The sequence below is a fragment of the Halosolutus amylolyticus genome, assembly GCF_023566055.1.
In the GTDB taxonomy this organism is placed as follows: Archaea; Halobacteriota; Halobacteria; order Halobacteriales; family Natrialbaceae; genus Halosolutus; species Halosolutus amylolyticus.
The window spans coordinates 439,468-456,290 of the sequence record NZ_JALIQP010000002.1; the positions used below are offsets into that span (position 1 = coordinate 439,468).

General features: G+C 59.3%; 13 protein-coding genes. 8 read left to right on the forward strand and 5 right to left on the reverse strand.

All coding sequences use genetic code 11. The features are described 5' to 3' along the window. Positions 1-4: 4 nt before the first annotated feature. The 8 genes from MUN73_RS08580 (at position 5) to MUN73_RS08615 (ending at position 12,001) form a co-directional block, all read left to right on the forward strand. A complete protein-coding gene (locus MUN73_RS08580; protein ID WP_250140046.1) occupies positions 5-1,135 on the forward strand; it encodes a glycosyltransferase in 1,131 nt (376 codons plus the stop codon). Continuing rightward, positions 1,132-1,803: a glycosyltransferase family 2 protein gene (locus MUN73_RS08585; protein ID WP_250140047.1), complete on the forward strand. Its 672-nt coding sequence runs from the start codon at positions 1,132-1,134 to the stop codon at positions 1,801-1,803. Before MUN73_RS08580 ends, MUN73_RS08585 begins: the two co-directional genes overlap by 4 nt. A gap of 2 nt (positions 1,804-1,805) precedes the next feature. Next, positions 1,806-3,125, forward strand: a complete 1,320-nt coding sequence (locus MUN73_RS08590; RefSeq protein WP_250140048.1) for a sulfatase-like hydrolase/transferase — start codon at positions 1,806-1,808, stop codon at positions 3,123-3,125. Between the two features lie 742 nt (positions 3,126-3,867). Beyond that, on the forward strand, positions 3,868-4,968 hold the full coding sequence (locus tag MUN73_RS08595) for a sulfatase-like hydrolase/transferase (protein ID WP_250140049.1): 1,101 nt from the start codon (positions 3,868-3,870) through the stop codon (positions 4,966-4,968). Further along, complete coding sequence (locus tag MUN73_RS08600) at positions 4,965-5,870, forward strand: alkaline phosphatase family protein (protein WP_250140050.1); 906 nt, start codon at positions 4,965-4,967, stop codon at positions 5,868-5,870. The genes MUN73_RS08595 and MUN73_RS08600 overlap by 4 nt, the downstream gene beginning before the upstream one ends. Then, positions 5,867-7,306: a lipopolysaccharide biosynthesis protein gene (locus MUN73_RS08605; RefSeq protein ID WP_250140051.1), complete on the forward strand. Its 1,440-nt coding sequence runs from the start codon at positions 5,867-5,869 to the stop codon at positions 7,304-7,306. The genes MUN73_RS08600 and MUN73_RS08605 overlap by 4 nt, the downstream gene beginning before the upstream one ends. A 651-nt stretch (positions 7,307-7,957) precedes the next feature. Continuing rightward, a complete protein-coding gene (locus MUN73_RS08610) occupies positions 7,958-10,975 on the forward strand; it encodes an oligosaccharyl transferase, archaeosortase A system-associated (protein WP_250140052.1) in 3,018 nt (1,005 codons plus the stop codon). Positions 10,976-11,074: 99 nt separating this feature from the next. Next, a complete protein-coding gene (locus MUN73_RS08615; RefSeq protein WP_250140053.1) occupies positions 11,075-12,001 on the forward strand; it encodes a DUF368 domain-containing protein in 927 nt (308 codons plus the stop codon). Positions 12,002-12,013: 12 nt separating this feature from the next. Here the strand turns inward: MUN73_RS08615 and MUN73_RS08620 are convergent, their stop codons facing one another. From MUN73_RS08620 to glpB, 5 genes are all read right to left on the reverse strand, one after another. Next, entirely contained in the window at positions 12,014-12,466 is a 453-nt protein-coding gene (locus MUN73_RS08620) for a type II toxin-antitoxin system VapC family toxin (protein WP_250140054.1), read from the reverse strand. Continuing rightward, a complete protein-coding gene (locus tag MUN73_RS08625) occupies positions 12,467-12,733 on the reverse strand; it encodes an AbrB/MazE/SpoVT family DNA-binding domain-containing protein (protein WP_250140055.1) in 267 nt (88 codons plus the stop codon). Positions 12,734-12,925: 192 nt separating this feature from the next. After that, positions 12,926-14,086 (reverse strand): Cdc6/Cdc18 family protein, encoded by a 1,161-nt coding sequence (locus MUN73_RS08630; protein WP_250140056.1) that lies wholly within the window; start codon positions 14,084-14,086, stop codon positions 12,926-12,928. Next, positions 14,083-15,453: an anaerobic glycerol-3-phosphate dehydrogenase subunit C gene (locus tag MUN73_RS08635; protein ID WP_250140057.1), complete on the reverse strand. Its 1,371-nt coding sequence runs from the start codon at positions 15,451-15,453 to the stop codon at positions 14,083-14,085. The genes MUN73_RS08630 and MUN73_RS08635 overlap by 4 nt, the downstream gene beginning before the upstream one ends. An 82-nt stretch (positions 15,454-15,535) precedes the next feature. Further along, entirely contained in the window at positions 15,536-16,822 is a 1,287-nt protein-coding gene (gene glpB, locus MUN73_RS08640; RefSeq protein ID WP_250140058.1) for a glycerol-3-phosphate dehydrogenase subunit GlpB, read from the reverse strand. Between the last annotated feature and the right edge of the window lies 1 nt (position 16,823).

Here is a 16,823-nt window from a genome sequence, read left to right on the forward strand (position 1 = left end):
TACAATGACGGATGATCTCAAGGATCAGGACGTTTCAGTAGCAATTCTCCACGATCGATTCCCAGGAATCGGTGGTGGGGAAAAGTTCGCTATCGAGGCAGCTCGAGTGCTAAATGCGCCGGTATACACAATGTATGTTTACCCAGGAACAGAGATTCCAGACAACGTGGAGGTCATTCCAATACGACAGAAGAAGTACACAGGCGGTCTCTCTCAGCGGATTCTCGCGTGGCGGAACGAAGGTTCGAATCCACTCGAGACATTGAGCGTCGCGATGGACATGACAGACGCTCACCCTGAGCTCGTAGATTATGATGTGGTTCTCTCCAGTGCACCGCTCAGTAAGAATTACGTCCCGACCACTGACCAACGAGTCGTCCACTATCCTCATAGCCCGCCGCGCTGGTTGTATGACCTATTCCGCGACCGTATGTCGTCGTTCGACTACTCTGGGATTCGGTTCATATTGAAAGCCTACGCAAAGTGGTGGCGTGCGCTCGACAAGGAGGCGAACGACTACGTGGACACGTTCGTCGCCAACAGCGAACTTATCCGGGATCGCATTCGACGCTACTACGATCGGGATGCAGAGGTTGTCTATCCACCTATAACAGGGGAGTGGCGTAACGAGGGTGACGACGGTTACTTCGTCACATGGTCGCGCCTCGCGCCTGAGAAGCGAATTGATCTGATCGTAGAGGCGTTTACCGAACTGGATGAAAAACTCGTTGTGGCTGGCGATGGTGAACAGCGCGAAAAGCTCGAACGCATGGCACGTGGCTACGATAACATCGAAATCCGAGGGTTCGTCGAGGACATCGAATCGCTGGTCGCGAAGGCGACTGCAGTCGTGTATGCGCCAAAGAATGAGGACTTTGGCATGGTTGGAGCAGAAGCCATGATGGCAGGAAAACCGTTGTTAGGTGTAGATGAGGGGTTCACAAAGTATCAGGTCGAACAGAGGATCACCGGAGAACTATTTGAGCCAACTGCCGAGTCGATACGAGAAGCGGTCCAAGAGTTCGACGCGAGCATTTATGACGGAGACGAGATCCAAGATCGTGCCAGACGATATCGGTACAAGGAGTTCGAGACGGGATTGCGGCACATCGTTTCAAAGGTGACAAACGAATGAATGTCGAGCGTCCGATTACTCACGACGACCCCGACATCACAATCGTGATCCCGACGCTCCCTGTGAACAGTCACGACCAGGTGGTTGACGATCTTCACAATCAGACACACGACGCTGTTGAGGTCATCGTAGTGAACGACCCGGAGAAAGACATCTGTGAGGCGCGCAATGCCGGCATTGAGGCAGCGTCAGCACCGATCGTCGCGCTAACTGATGACGATTGTCGGCCACCAGCAGTGTGGGTAGAGCGCATCGTTGCAGCCTTTGAGGCCAATCCCCAACTGGTATGTCTGGAGGGGAGCGTTCGTGGTGGTCGCACATATGACGGTAAGCGGAAGTACGTAGGATGCAACCTTGCGTTCAACCGAAAGGAAGCATTAGCTGTCGGTGGATTCGATAGCGATTACGCCGGATGGCGGGATGACACTGAGTTCGGCTGGCGGATGGAGCGAGATGCTGAGGGACACTGTATGTTCCTTGCTAATGTAGAAATGATCCACCCAAACAAACCACGCGCAAGGATTGATAAGGGGAATGAAAATCGGCTGCAAGCCGGGTATCCGGGCAAGTATAACAAAATTATTTTACCCAATACCCTCCTTGGTCGTTTTAATGACTGGTTGTGGCGATGGGGTTTCTGGGACGCCGTTGACCGCATCCGTACCTGATCATGACTAATATTGCACTTATTGTATTGGACACGCTTCGGAAAGATACGTTTGATGAACACTTTGACTGGTTACCCGGCCAGCAGTTCGAGAATGCGTGGTCAACGAGTCACTGGACGGTGCCTGCACACGCGTCGCTGTTTACAGGCAAGTATGCGAGCGAAGCAGGGGTCTACCGCGGCGCACAGATGCTTGATGTGGACGAAGAAGTGCTCCCCGAACGATTTTCTCGAGCGGGATATACTACCCGCGCATTCAGTGCCAATCCAAATATCTCTTCGCAGTTCTCATTTGACCGCGGATTTGATCAGTTCAAGGGGAGTTGGCGGTTGAACGCCATGGACGATAACCTGTTTGACTGGGACGTGTTTATCGAGAAACATCGTGAGGACGGCGCGTCACGCTACCTGAAAGCAATCTGGGAGTGCGTCATGGGCGACTGCAAAACTATCCCATCACTGAAGCGTGGCGGGTTGCTCAAACTGCGCGATCTGGGTTACGGAAAGTCAACTGTCGATGATGGTGCACAGTCGGCGCTGGAACTTATTGAGAACACGGACTTTGGTGATGAAGAGTTCTTCTTCGCAAACCTGATGGAAGCGCACTCTCCGTACTCCGCCCCAGCGGAGTATCAGACTGTCGAGCCACCAGAAATACGAGGTCTTGAAGCTACTTTCACTGAGGTTAATTCAAACCCAGATCACATCAGGCAGGCATACCATGACGAAGTGCGCTACCTTTCGGACATGTATCAAAAGATGTTTACAGAACTACGTGAAGCCTTCGATATTATCATTACCGTGTCAGATCACGGCGAACTCCTAGGTGAACACGATGCATGGGAGCATATGTACGGCATATATCCTGAGTTGACTCACATTCCTCTCGTTGTCTGGACCGGCGAAAATGATGCCGAACGCCGGAGCGAGAGCGTAAACTTGCTCGATATCTACCGTACCGTTCTTGAAATCGCCGATATCGATCCAGCAGACACGCGAGGCCGTGACCTCAGGACCGAACTTGATGATGCGAAGTGTCTTACCGAATATCACGGCATCTCAGAACGACACTACCAGTCGCTGTTAAACAAGGACATCGTCAATATTGAACACCTCCGTCAGGAACTCTCGGGGTTCGCGTGCCACAAGTACTACTACCACGAAACGTTCGACGGGTACAGAGAATACGGCGAGTCGCCCTACGACGATCCTGGCAGCCATTTATCTGACCTCGTTTCGAGTTTGGAGAAGCATTACATTGATGAGGAAGATGATATAGACGACGCCGTATTGGACCACTTAGAAGATCTGGGATATGCCTGAGGAAACATTATGCGTCATAGCGCTTGATGCTGTCGACTACCAACTATAGTAGCCACTGAAAGTCAATGCACACCTGATCGCAGGACAGCTTTGCGATCAGTGTGTAAATCGTTTCAGTGGCTACTATAGCCGGTAAATAGAACTGCAAGAACGTTCTTCTTGACAAGCACCGATAATTAAAAACGTTCTCGTACTCGAAAAAGGGGTGTAGTGACCTTGGAAGTCTGGACTTCCGTTGCGACTGGTGTCATCCCCGCGACCATGGAATGAGGTTAACAGGAGAGCGACAAGAGTGGAACAATCCACTACTTCGAATCGCGGGTCGGAGAGAACGTTGACGAGATGCTAGGTAAGGATTGTGACTACGTTAATCGGCTTGTGGTGTTCTCTGATCGCGGAATGGTGGTTGGATGGATAGATGGCGACAAAGGGCCGGGTTCACACGGTTGGCAAGCTATGTTCGGAACAACCGAGAGCAAACCGTTACCAAAAGATATCTATGATGTTCGAGAATGGTTAGAGGAGCAGAAATCCGATCACGATGGTAATCGTGATACTACATCTCTCGGCATGGCTCGTGAACCCCTCAAAGAGCTCGGATACTTGTAAGGGGCATAATACAGCGATTAAGTATCGATACCCCCCAAATAGGCTGTGAAAATTGGTTGATTATATGTTGTGAAAACATCCGAGAAGATAAAAGAGACATCTTCAAATCCCTTGGCTCAAAAAGGGATTACTGATGAAGACCCTCCTGGTTACTGTGGACTCGCTTCGTCACGACCACTTCGAGTATATGCCGAACACATTAACCTTTCTTGACATGAACCACAACCGTGCATTCGCCCCCTCGACGGCGACGATCGGCAGTTTTCCAGGGATTATTGGCGGGGAGTTCGCAAATGGGGCTGGGCTCACTGGAACAAGCATTGCAACTCGTTTTGACGAGTACAGCGTAGGCTTAACGACCAATCATCTTCTCTCAGAGGAGTACGGCTACGACGAGGGGTTCGATGTGTTCAACTCGCCGAAAGGCGGTGGTGACTCGATCAAGGACAAAGCCGCTATCTACCTTACTCGCGGCTCGTTTGCGTACCGGCTTGCCTCTTGGGGCTGGAGCCACTACCAGCGACTTACGAACCTATCTGGTGACGTCGAGAAATCCTTTCGGTCTGCTGAGAAGATTATCTCTCAGTTTGACTCAGAGATCGACAACCGAGAAGAGTGGTTCGGTTGGTTGCATTTTATGGAACCACACCATCCGTACGACCCAGACGGTAGCGAAATGAGCCGTGCTCAGGCGCAGAGACTCACACGTAAGGTTCTTGCTGGGAGCGGCGGCGAGTCAGATCAAGAGCGCGTTCGCGAACTCTATCGATTGGAAGTAGCTGAACTTGACAAGAAGCTGGATATGCTCTGGAAAGCGATTCCAGACGACACGCGAGTCGTGTTCTGTGCCGATCACGGAGAACTTCTAGGTGAAGACGGAATGTGGGGGCATCCGGGAGAAATGCGGCCTGAACTTCTTCGCGTTCCGTTTGGAACGAAAAATGCTCCAGAAATCGGTGGCGTCGTATCGCTCCTTGATGTACCGTCAATACTACTGGGATCTGAATACGGACTGGGAGAATTGGACCGTGACGTTGCCTTCGCAACCTATGGGGTGAAGAAAGCGGCAATGAATGCCAACAACATAGCAACTGATAAGGGAGTTATATCATTCGACAGCAACGAGCCCACCGAAGATCCGAGTTTGGAGCGGGCACTCGATCGGTTCGAACCCGGTAGCGTGGTCAAGGAGGATGCGCTTAAGGAGGACTTGGAGGACCTCGGATACGCATGACTGTCGTAGTTCTCGCCCTCGACGCACTAGATGCGGGTCTCGTAGAGTACTTTGATGCGACTGAGTTTGAACTCGAGTCGAGTAAGCAAATTCAAACATTTGCCCACAGTAAAGACAATCCCTATACCCCTGAAGTATGGGCAACGGTAGCTACAGGGCTTGGACCGGATGAACACGGCATAACTGGTTCTGGCACGAGCGAGTGGAACAATTCGATTTTTGAGTTCGCTTCGCGGTTTACTGGGAGACTGGACGAATCGACACGCGGGACGCTCGGCCGATTCGTTCGCGAGAAGACCGGCGAGCGCGAACAGATCGGGGAGACTGACGTCGAATCGATATTCGATCGTGATGGAGCAGTCGTGCACAATTGGCCGGGTGTCCACGATGGCAGTGATCTACAACGGGCATGGGACCTGATGAACGCAGTTGCTGAAGGCAAGCCGAAACACGAATTCGAACAGGAGCTCCTCGGACTTGCTGCCCAGCAGTTTGGGTGGGTTCGAGAAATGCTTCACCACAATGTTGCGCTTGCAGGCGTTCATATCCATACCCTTGATGCTGCAGGTCACGCATACGCCGAGGACGAGGAATCGCTCCAACGGATCTACCAACGAGTCGCTGGTTTTGTAGACGAACTTGTACAAATTCTCAATCCGGATGACAATCTCCTTCTATTGAGCGACCACGGAATGTGTACCTCTTTCTATAGGCCAACCGACAGAGACGGGAGTCCAGGCTCGCATTCTTGGCGTGCATACGCGAGTTCAACCACTACCGATGTTCCGGCCGACGTCTTTGATGTCGTCGACTGGATTGATGAGCACGTAAAGAACGGAACAATAGCTGATGAACAAATCGATATCGACGAAGAGCATCTCAAAAATCTCGGTTACATATGAACGTCGGTGAGGCAGACTTCGGGCTCGAAATCTCACGAGGCGTCCTCGCAAAGTTCGCTATGGCCGCCATCGGCTTTGCTGGTTCCGTGATCTTTGCTCGAGTACTAGGACCGAGTGGCTACGGAACGTTCTACGTCGTCCTAACGCTCGTCCATGTCCTCGATAACCCCGTAACTGGATGGGGAGGAGCCTGTAAAAAACGAATTTCCGAAACGGGTTTTCCGACGGCAGAGGCACTTGGTTCAGGGCTATTCGGTGCAGTGTTGCTCCCACTCATCATGTTGCCTATTGTGTATACATTTCACTATTTTACGGACATTTACGATCTCACTGGGTTATTTATTCCGTTCTCCACACTCTTCACCATTATTTGTTTTTTTGCAGTTACAAATAGAATTCTCTCGGCACGTTCGAATTTTTCTGCCGCTGAATGGTCCGACACACTTCGATCACTCTTCACAACTCCCCTGCAACTAGTATTTATCACTCTTGGGTTCGGAACCGCTGGAATGGTATACGGGCTAACTCTTGCGACTGCGTTGACTGTCCCTTACGTCATCTACCGTATTCACGTCAAACCAGTACTTCCTACCAGAGAATCGTTATTTAGTATTGCATCCTATGCCAAGTATAGTATTCCGAATGGTTTTATCGGAACTGCTCAGTCGCGCTTCGACATACTTCTTCTCGGCGCACTTCTCACATCGTCGGCAGTTGGCGACTACCAAGTTGCAATGCAACTCACTTTAGCAGGAACGTTTATCGGTGCTGTTACGTCAAAAGGGTTGATGGCTCGAGTAAGCGAACACTGGAGCAGAAACGACAAGTCAGCGGTGGTTACCGATGTTACGAATTCGCTCGGCTATGCGAGCGTTCTCGCAATACCGATTTTCTTCGGTGCTGCTGCGATGCCGAACACTCTGGTAGAGACAATATTCGGGTCACAGTACACTGGTATTGGATTGGTTCTCGTTGGGTTAGCCTTCTTCCGAGTGTTAAAAGTGCAATCAGCTCAGCTTCAATCGACAATGGCCGGTCTAGATCGGCCAGACATTAACATGCGAATTGGAATAATTGTTTTAATTCTGAATGTCGGTCTTGGTTACCTCTTGCTCCTCAAATACGGGATCCTTGGCGTCGTGGGAGCAACGATTATCTCCGAAGTCGTTCGGTATACGGCACTTGCGTACATGATCAAACAGTACCTTCCAGACGTGCCCCTGTTTTCCCAACCCTTGCGCTTTCAACTGTTCGCTGGCTCCGTAATGTTTGTTCTTGTCGACCACCTCCACACTACCACCGGGGTTTCGTGGTGGGGAGACCTGTTGATCCTCGTCGGTCTTGGCGGACTCATCTATTTCGGGAGTCTTACAGTAATTAGCGAGTCGTTCCGCATCACCGCCAAAGGTATCCTCTCAGATGCTTTGAACAACTAGACTTCCTATAATCGCGCCACTCTGGCACTGTCTATATAAGGAAAACCGCAAGACGTGGAAACGGTGAAGCGTGACGAAACCTGTGACACCACCATCTAATCTCTGATATAAGTAGGGCCCGATCGACGAACAGCGAAAATTCGACTATTTCAACACACTTCTCACGAGGAGTGGATCTTTCATCCTTCACCAACGGTGCCGCGACAGCCGCTAAATCGTCGGTCAACGCCAAAAGCGCTTAACTAGACAGTGCCGCCACTCTAGTGATGATTACGATCACGGAGCACGGGAAACTGGTCTACAATCGATTCCTCAACTGTGACATCACCGCTGACTAATACACATTTATCTCTTCATCATCTCAATTTTCTTTGACCTACTTACAGTTCCGGAACCGTATTAGTTGCCGTGTTCAGTACAAATAATGGACAGGCAGAATCGTGGTTGACGATTCAGTGACATCATAGTCACCTCGATGCTGATAATCGTCAGTTAGTAGTTTCAGGCCTCACAGAGGGGAAACTTGGCTGACCATGTACTGATGATTAGAAAACTAAAAATTAAAGAAACGTTCTCAATTATAGAACCAGATATCAAACGACCACAAGTATATAACAAGACTTATTCTTGACTTGGGTCTCGTGAAAGGCAATGAGTACGGACACCGAACGCGTCGAGGAGGGGACGGAAACGTCCTTCCTCGAGACGTGGCGAGACTGGTATCACATCCCCGTCGTCGGGGCCGTGATGCTGTTCATGTTCTGGGTACGGACCCAATCTTACAGCGAGTTCGTGACCGACGACGGGACGCCCGCCCTCGCGGGTGTCGACTCGTGGTACCACTGGCGAACGATCCAGTGGACCGCGGAGAACTACCCGCGAACGATGCCGTACGAGGTCTGGACCGGGTTCCCGACGGGCCAGTACGTCGGGCAGTTCGGGACGCTGTTCGATCAACTCATCGTCACCGTCGCGATGATCGTCGGCCTCGGCGATCCGTCGCCCGAGACCCTCTACACGGTCTCCCTGCTCGCCATTCCGGCTATGGCCGCCCTCGTCGCCGTCCCCGTCTTCTACGCGGGCCGGCGACTCGGCGGCACGATCGGCGGCATCGTCTCCGTGATCGTCCTCGCGCTCGCGCCCGGCCAGTTCTTCGTCCGCTCGACGGTCGGGCAACTCGACCACCACGTCGGCGAGGTCCTGTTCATGGCGATCGCGGTCGTCGCGATGATGGTCGCGCTTCGCGTGGGCGAGGAAGAAAAGCCGATCTACGAACTGGTGGCAGACCGAGACTGGGACGCCCTCCGCAGGCCGGCCATCTACAGTGCCCTCGCCGGGTTCGCACTCGCCCTGTACATCTGGGTCTGGCCGGCGGCGATCGTCCTCGTCGGCATCTTCGGCGTCTTCTTCGCCGTCCAGCTCTCTCTGGACTACGTTCGCGGCGTCTCGCCGGATCACGTCGCATTCGTCGGCGCCGTGAGCCTCGGTGTCACGACCATCGTGACAGCGCTCCTGATCGAGCAATCGGGATTCGGGACGACGGACTTCAGCTTCCTACAGCCGCTCACCGCACTGCTCGTCGCCGTCGGCTGTGTCTTCATGGCCTGGCTCGCTCGTGAGTGGAACAGCCGTGATCTCGAACGCCGGTACTATCCGGCCGCGATCGCCGGCATCGCCGTCGCTGCGATAGCCGTCATGTGGCTCACCCTCCCCGATCTGTACAGCACCCTCATGGGGAACCTCACGAGCCGTCTGCTCCCGCTCGATCCGTCGACGGGAACGCTGACCATCCAGGAGGCACAGCCGCCGGAGAACTTCCTCTCGGAGTACGCGTTCGAGGAGTTCGGCGCGGCCTTCTACACGATGCTCGCCGGCCTCGCACTCCTCGCGGTGCGGCCGTTCCTCGGCCGCGAGTTCCGCGCTGAGTACACCCTGGTCATCGTCTGGTCGCTGTTCCTGCTCAGCATGGCCGCGACGCAGATTCGCTTCGCGTACTACCTCGTGCTCGCGGTGGCGGTCGTCAACGCCGTCTTCGTCGCCGACGTCGTGCGGATCTTCGACCTCGACGTCCAGGGCGGCGTCGATTCGCTCAGGCAGATCGAAACCTACCAGGTCATCGTCCTGTTCATGGTCGTCCTCCTGCTGTTCGCGCCGCTGCTCCCGCCGCTCGCCAGCGCGGGGGTCGTCGAGCGCGGCGACAACACCGGCCCACACAGCGACGCCATGACCTGGGAGCAGTCGACCCACTGGCTCGAGGAGAACACCCCCGAGCCGGGGAACTACGGCGACGCCGAAAACGCCGACCAGCTCGACTACTACGGCACCTACAATCCCGACGATGGCGACTACGACTACCCCGACGGGGCCTACGGCGTGATGTCGTGGTGGGACTACGGCCACCTGATAACGACCCAGGGCGAGCGGATCCCCCACTCGAACCCGTTCCAGCAGAACGCCCGCTCCTCGTCGGCGTATCTCACCGCCGAATCCGAAGCGGAAGGGGAGCTGGTCCTCGACGCGATCGCCTCCGACGCGGACGTCAACTGGGGAGACTACGACCAGGAAGAGCTCGAATCGATCGTCGCCGACTCCGACGGGAGCGGCGAGGAGATCCGGTACGTGATGATCGACGACCAGATGGTCGGTGGCAAGTTCAGCGCGATCACCCAGTGGACCGGCCCCGATCGCGGCCACTACGTGACGCCCGACGGCTACGAGGAGGGCGATCAGATCCCGGTCTCCGCGCTCGAGAACGCGTCCTCCGACGCGCCGTACCACGACACGATGCAGGCCCGGCTGTACTTCGACGACGCCAGCGGGATGGAACACTACCGGCTCGTCCACGAGAACGACGACTACGTGATGGCGTTCACGAGTTACGCGATCGTCAACACCCAGACCGGCAACGTCCTGACAGAGGACCTCGGGACCGTGATCGATCGCTTGGTCCAGCAGCAGGGAGAGGGCGAGGTCGAGGCCCCGGAAGACACCGCGTGGGAGCCCCAGATCTACATGAACCAGCGGGGTGGCCCACAGCAGATCCAGCAGCGGTACAGCTTCCTCCAGCAGATCCCGCAGCTGGAACTCCAGCCCTTCGACGTGCGCCAGGCCGCCGCGATCAAGACCTACGAGCGCGTCGAGGGCGCGACGCTGACCGGCACCGTCGAGGACGAGCACCTCCGGGACGGTAACGCGACGGTCCGGGCGACGGTCGAACTCGATCGGAACTCGCGACTGGGCTCGCTCACGTACCAGCAGACCGCGACGGTCCAGGAGGACGGCAGCTTCGAAATGACCGTTCCGTACGCGACCGACGACGAACTCGGCGTCGAGGACGGCGCCACGAACAGCGACGTCGAGGCGAACGGCTCGTACTCGCTGTCCGTCGTCGGCCCGCACCCCGAGCAGCCCTTGCCCGGCGTGCAGTACGAGGGCCAGACCGAGGTCCCCGAGACGGCGGTCGTCGACGGTGAGACGATCGACGTCGACCTCGAGGAGGTCGAGTTCGAGGAGACCGATCCGGGCAACGAGTCCGACGGCAACGAGACCGACGCCGGCAACGAAACTGGCGACGACGGGACCGCGGGCAACGAGACGGGAGACAACGAGACGCAGACTGACGAGACGGCCGGATCGATCGCCCCGATCGCCGCCGAACCCGCGCACTGACCGCCGGTTCCCGACCGACGGAACGATCACGAATCGACTGACGGCCGCGCGATCCGAAAGTGAGAAGGCTTTTACCGGCATTCGGAATACCAACGAGCGATGCGGGAACTTCTCGCCGTCTACCTCAAGGGATTCTCGATGGGGTCTGCGGACGTCGTTCCGGGCGTTTCCGGGGCGACGATCGCGCTCATCGTCGGCATCTACGATCGACTGATCGCCGCGATCACGGCGATCGACCCGCGCCGCTTCGATTCGATCCTCCGCCTCCACGAACCGGATGGCAGGGCGGCTCTCCGGGAGGAAATCGAGCGTATCGACGCACCGTTCCTGATCGCGCTGGGGCTCGGCATCGCGACGGCGATCGTGGTGCTCTCGCAGCTCATGCACGAGGCGGTGACGGTGTATCCCGTCCCGACCTACGGCTTCTTCTTCGGACTCATCGCGGCGTCGGCGATCGTCCTCTACGGCGAGGTCGAAACCTGGACCGCCCCGCGAGTGGCCGTCTCGATCGCCGGGATCGCGATCGCGGCGGCGGTGACGGGCGTCACGGCGGGCGATGCCCCACACGGGTTACCGATGCTCCTTCTCGCCGGTGCGGTCGCGATCTGTGCGATGGTGCTCCCGGGCGTCTCGGGCGCGTTCTTCCTGCTGGTCCTCGGGCAGTACGAGTACATGACCGGGACGCTGAGCCGGTTCGTCGACGGGATCGTCGGCCTGGCGAACGGCGGGTCGCTGACGCCGGTGATCGAGGCGGGGACTATCGTCGCGGTCTTCGGCGTCGGGGCGGCCATCGGCCTGTTCACGATGGCCCACGCGGTCAGTCGCGCGCTCGATCGGTACCGGGCCGCGACGCTCGCCTTCCTCGTGAGCCTGATGGTCGGCGCGCTCCGGCTTCCCGTGACGGAGGTCTCCACGAACCTCGGCGACACGACGGCGAACTCGCCGGGAGCCGCGGTGCTGGCCGCGCTCGTCGGGATCGTCGCCGTGCTGGTCGTCGATCGGTACACGGACGATCTGGAGTACTAGAACCGCCCGTCGTCACTCGGATACCGCGTGAAACTCGGAGAGAATCTCGTCGGGTACGGGATTCCGGTACTCGAACGGTTCGTCCGCACACAGCGTCTCGAAATCCCGATCGGTGGTAAGGAGCACGTCGGCATCCGCCTCCCGCGCGACGGCGACGTAAAAGCAGTCGTAGACGTCGTGATTCTTTGCGGCGCTAATCTCGTAGGCGTCGAGGATGGTCTGCGGTGTCACGTCGACGGGTTCCATCGGATACTGGAGCAGCGAACTCACGGCGTTCCGCGCATCGACCGTCGGAACGTCGAGATCCTCCAGCACCCACTGGACGCGAAGCGGGAGGTACCCGAACATCAGGAGCGTCCGTTCCCCCTGCAGGGCAGGCACGAGGTGGTCGGCGATGTACGGATGCCCCGGATGGTCGTCGATCAGCTGGATAGCGAGCGCATTGAGATCGGGAAGGACCCGCATTTACCGCCCTCCGAACGTCGCTTCCCCCGCATCACGGAACGCCTTTTCGCCCCAGTCGTCTCGTGATTTGCCGGTGGAGAGCGTCTGCAGTTCGGGGAGGTGACGGACGAGACGGATGTCGCGTCCCTCTCGAACGACGGTAAACGTCGTCCCGCCCTCGATGTGGAGGTCGTCTCGGAGCTCTTTCGGAATCGTCAGCCGGCCGCGATCGTTGATTTCGGCCTCCCCGTACTCCTCCTCGGTAGCCGTATCGTCGGTCGAACTCATCTGATCACCCTGTATGTATCTACCTGATTCAATCATCATAAGCGCTGGTGATGAATCGGTTTTGAGAGTTCGAAGACGGCCGTCCTGGTACCGCACGTCGGGTACTGACGACAACTGACCGACACCGACTGCGAGAGTTGCCGTGGAAAATCTCACGTCCTGGTCGTCTCTCCAGCGGAACCAGCGGGAAAACTACGCCGAATCGTCTGCTGCCGGCCCGAGCGATCGGAACGCGATCGTCGGAAATCGCGGTTCGACCGTGCTGGGGCGGCGACCGCTCCCGCTCGAGGGGAGCGGGACGCGCTCGATCACGCCGCGATCGGCGAGTTCGTAGAGGAAGCGTTTGACGGTGCCCGCCGTCAGCGAGGATCGGTCGGCGATTTCGGCCGCGACCTCGCGGATCGACCGGCCGGCCGAGTCGACGGTGACGAGATCGAGCAGGACCCGCTGGCGGGTCTCCGAGAGCGCGAGCGCCCGATCGACGTGGACGCCGTTTTCGGGGACGTCGGCTTTCGCCGTCTCGAGGTGGCGCTGTTCGATCCGGTCGTCTTCCTCCTCGCTCGCGAGTACGGCGGCACCGAACAGCGCCGCGAGCGCGTCGTGGGCGTTCCCGTCGGCCCAGACGGCCAGGTCGCGAATCGACTCGTGATCGAGCGCGCCCGCGGCCAGTCCGGTCGAGGCGCGATCGGTGACGACGTCGACCAGTTCGTGGTGGCGGTAAGCCGGCACCGTGACGGTCGGACCCTGCCAGTCGTCCGGTTCGGTCTGGCCGACGGCCAGCGTCGAGACGCTGTCGCCCGCCGGTTCGAGCAGTTCGCGGACCCGCTCGTAGCCGAGCGTCTCCGGTTCGTCGTGGTGGTCGATCGCGACGACCGCCCGCCGATCGGGTCGGGAGAGACGATCACAGAGCCGTTCGAGGAGTTCGTCCGTGCCGACGCCGCTCTCGGGGACGGGCTCGCTCGAGACGACCGAGAGGACGGCCCGGTAGAAGGCGAAGGGGCTGTCGACGCGGCGCGCGTCGGCGTAGACGAACCACGTCACCGGACCGGGGCTGCCGGCCCGCGTCGTCGTGCCGATCGTGCGCGACGATTCGCCGAGTCGGTCGTTCATCGCGTCGAAGAGCGCGGTCACGATCGCGGACGTGCCGGCACCCGCCGGGCCGACCACTGCGACCGGTTCCGGGAGGTCGCCGTCGAACACCGGTTCGAGTTCGTCCAGCAGTTGCTCGAGAACGGGGCCGCGCCCGATCGGTTCCGAGCGGTGGACGACCGGACTGAGGTGGTCCCGATCGACGACGACGTCCCGACCCTGGTGTGCGGACCGTCGGCGAACGATCCGTTCCTGCAGGTTCATTCCTGCGTCCCAGCTCCGACGAGGGCGTCCTCGAGCACTTCGAGCGTGTGCGTGATCTCGTAGCCCGTACCGTGTTCCATCTGCATCGAGCAGGTCGGACACTCCGTGAGGCCGGTCTCTGCGTCGGCGTCTTCCATGTGCTCGAACATTTCCGCCCCGATTTTCATGGATGTTTCGTAATTCTCCGCCTTCCAGCCGTACGTGCCGGAGATTCCCGAACAGGAGTCGCCGACGTCTTCGGCGTCGACGCCGTCGATGCGGTCCATGATCTCGATCGTCTGGCCGTCCAGGCCCTGGTTGCGCGAGTGACACGGGGCGTGGTATGCGAAGTTCTCGTCCTCGACGGACGTCCCCTCGAGCGCACGCTCTAGGTCCTCGTGGACGCGGAGGTACTCGACGGCGTCCCACGTGTTTTCCGCGAGCGTCTCGGTCCCCTCGAAGTCGAACAGTTCGGGATACTCCTGGCGGAGCGACATCGAGCAGGAGCTACAGGAGGCGACGACGTCCGCGCCGTCTTCGATCGCGGCCCCGAGTTCGCGGACGTTCGTCTCGGCCGCGCGGCGGGCGTCGTCTAACATCCCGTTCGCGAACATCGGCGTCCCGGAACAGGACTGTTCGGGGACCATGATCTCGTAGCCGAAGTGCTCGTAGACGCGCACGAGCGCCTTCGCGACCTCGGGGGTGTTGTAGTTCGAGTAACAGCCGTGGAAGTAGGCGATGCGCTTGTCGGGGTTTTCGACCTGCGCTCCGCCGCGCTTTGCTCGCGCTTCCTGCGCTCGCTTTTTCGAGGTGGCGTTGCCACCTCGCTTCGCCCACCACTCGCGGAAGGTCTCGGTGGCGAAGTCGGGGAACTCCCGCTCGCCCGTGACGCCGAGCAGTTTCTCGCCCATCCACTTGGTGACGGAGAGGCCCATCACGAAGTTGGCCGTGCGCGGGAACGTCGCCGCCAGCGGCGCGAGTCGACGGTAGTTCGCGAGCATCCGGTTCCGGAGGTACTCCCGGGAGAATTTGCTCATGTGTTCGTCGACGTACTCGCCCCGGGCCGTGTTGTGCATCTGCGACAGGGGGACCTCCGAGGGGCAGGCGCTGTCACAGCGCATGCAGTTCGAACACTTCATCACCGAATCGTCGATGTCGTGGTCGTCCTGGCGCTTGAGTCGCCACTGCTCTGGCCCCTGGAACTTCGGCCCCGGGAACTCGTCGTCGACTTCGGCGACGGGGCAGTTCGTGTCGCAGGTCGAGCACTTGTAGCAGTTGTCCGCCCCCGGCCGCAGGTCCATCTCCTCGGCCTCGGGGAACACCTGGATCGGTTCGAACTCGTCGTCGCCCGGTACGTGGTCGTCCGTCGGCCGTTCTGCGTCGCTCATCGAATCACCTGAATCAGTCGACTCTGCTCCGGATCGATCGGGTCGGTCGTCTCGTCAGTCGTCACGGTCGTCTCGCTCATCGTCAGTCACCGTCCTCCGCACCGGCACGCCGGCCGGCCGCGTAGCCCGTCGCGAGCGAGACGCCGGCGCCGGACTTCTCAGCAGCGTAGTCGTAACCGCCGAGCACCGCGCCCGCCGCGCGCAGGTTCGCGAACTCGGGTTCGTCGTCCGCGTCGAGCGGTCGGAGGTCACGATCGGCGGCGAGTCCGAACTGCGCGTAGGGCTGGTCGCCGAAGACGTCGTCGACGAACCAGTCGTAGCGATCGTCGGCGTGTTCGACGTGGCAGTCGAAGATCGGTTCGAACACCCGTTCGCGCTCCGAGCGGACGCCCTTGCCGACGAGTCCGCCCGTCGCGAGCACGTACTGGTCGGCGCGGTGGGGAATCTCCGCCCCGTGGCGGTCGACGACGACGTGGTCGATCCGACCGTTCCCGTCCGTCTCGTAGTCGATCACGGGCACGCCCGACGTGACCGCCACGCCCGCGTTCTCGAGCGCGTCGTACAGCAGGTCCTCGAGGCGCATCCCCGGGAGGCTCGGCGGCCCCATCGGCACCTCGAACACGTCGGCACCGATCGCGTCCGCGAGGTCGGCCCGGACCGCGTCCGCGTGTTCGTCGCCGAGGACGGCGGGGAAACCGACCCGCGGCTCACCGTCGAGGTGTGCACGAACCGCGTCCGCGAGCGCCTCGCGGGCGGTCGTCGTCCCGGCAGCCGTCTCGACCGTCTCGTCCTGGTCGAGCAGGTGGGCGTACCGCGTCACCTTCGCGTCGTCCCGTCGAATGCCGGGGAACGAGAGCGTCACGCCGCGGGTCTCGAACGGCGCGCCCGCGGCCTCGAGGTGGGCCGCAGCCAGCGGCGCCTCGAAGTCGGGCAGCGTCTCGAACCCGACCAGCAGCGCGTCTCGCGGATCGCTCGCCAGCCCGGCGGCGGTCGAGACCGGGTAGCGAGCGGTCGGCTTGACGGTGCCGCCGTGGGTCGGGACGAGCGCGTTCGCGTCCGTGTGCCCGCCGGCGTACGCCTCACCCGCGACGTCGTCGAAGAACGACAGCGCGTCGCGAACCGTCTCCGCGCCGACGCGTTCGTAGGGATGGCCCTCGGGGAGGTCGGCAAGCGCGTCGAACGGATCGACCAGCGGCCCGTCGCCGTCCGGCGTGTAGCCGAGGATATCGACCAGGCCGCTGGCGTGGCGGAGGGTGCTCTGCTTGTAGGTGACCAGCCGCACCCGTGCGTCGCGGTCGGCCGCGGCCAGCGCCGCCGTCGCGCCCGCAACGCCGCCGCCGATCACGAGGACGTCGTCTTCGATCGCCATC

Bases quoted from the DNA above. Each gene is read 5' to 3' on its own strand.
- MUN73_RS08600 (WP_250140050.1), top strand. From the start codon at position 4,965: ATGACTGTCGTAGTTCTCGCCCTCGACGCACTAGATGCGGGTCTCGTA.
- MUN73_RS08625 (WP_250140055.1), bottom strand. From the start codon at position 12,733: ATGAGTTCGACCGACGATACGGCTACCGAGGAGGAGTACGGGGAGGCC.
- glpB (WP_250140058.1), bottom strand. From the start codon at position 16,822: ATGGCGATCGAAGACGACGTCCTCGTGATCGGCGGCGGCGTTGCGGGC.
- MUN73_RS08610 (WP_250140052.1), top strand. From the start codon at position 7,958: ATGAGTACGGACACCGAACGCGTCGAGGAGGGGACGGAAACGTCCTTC.
- MUN73_RS08630 (WP_250140056.1), bottom strand. From the start codon at position 14,086: ATGAACCTGCAGGAACGGATCGTTCGCCGACGGTCCGCACACCAGGGT.
- MUN73_RS08580 (WP_250140046.1), top strand. From the start codon at position 5: ATGACGGATGATCTCAAGGATCAGGACGTTTCAGTAGCAATTCTCCAC.
- MUN73_RS08635 (WP_250140057.1), bottom strand. From the start codon at position 15,453: ATGAGCGACGCAGAACGGCCGACGGACGACCACGTACCGGGCGACGAC.
- MUN73_RS08620 (WP_250140054.1), bottom strand. From the start codon at position 12,466: ATGCGGGTCCTTCCCGATCTCAATGCGCTCGCTATCCAGCTGATCGAC.
- MUN73_RS08615 (WP_250140053.1), top strand. From the start codon at position 11,075: ATGCGGGAACTTCTCGCCGTCTACCTCAAGGGATTCTCGATGGGGTCT.
- MUN73_RS08605 (WP_250140051.1), top strand. From the start codon at position 5,867: ATGAACGTCGGTGAGGCAGACTTCGGGCTCGAAATCTCACGAGGCGTC.
- MUN73_RS08585 (WP_250140047.1), top strand. From the start codon at position 1,132: ATGAATGTCGAGCGTCCGATTACTCACGACGACCCCGACATCACAATC.
- MUN73_RS08590 (WP_250140048.1), top strand. From the start codon at position 1,806: ATGACTAATATTGCACTTATTGTATTGGACACGCTTCGGAAAGATACG.
- MUN73_RS08595 (WP_250140049.1), top strand. From the start codon at position 3,868: ATGAAGACCCTCCTGGTTACTGTGGACTCGCTTCGTCACGACCACTTC.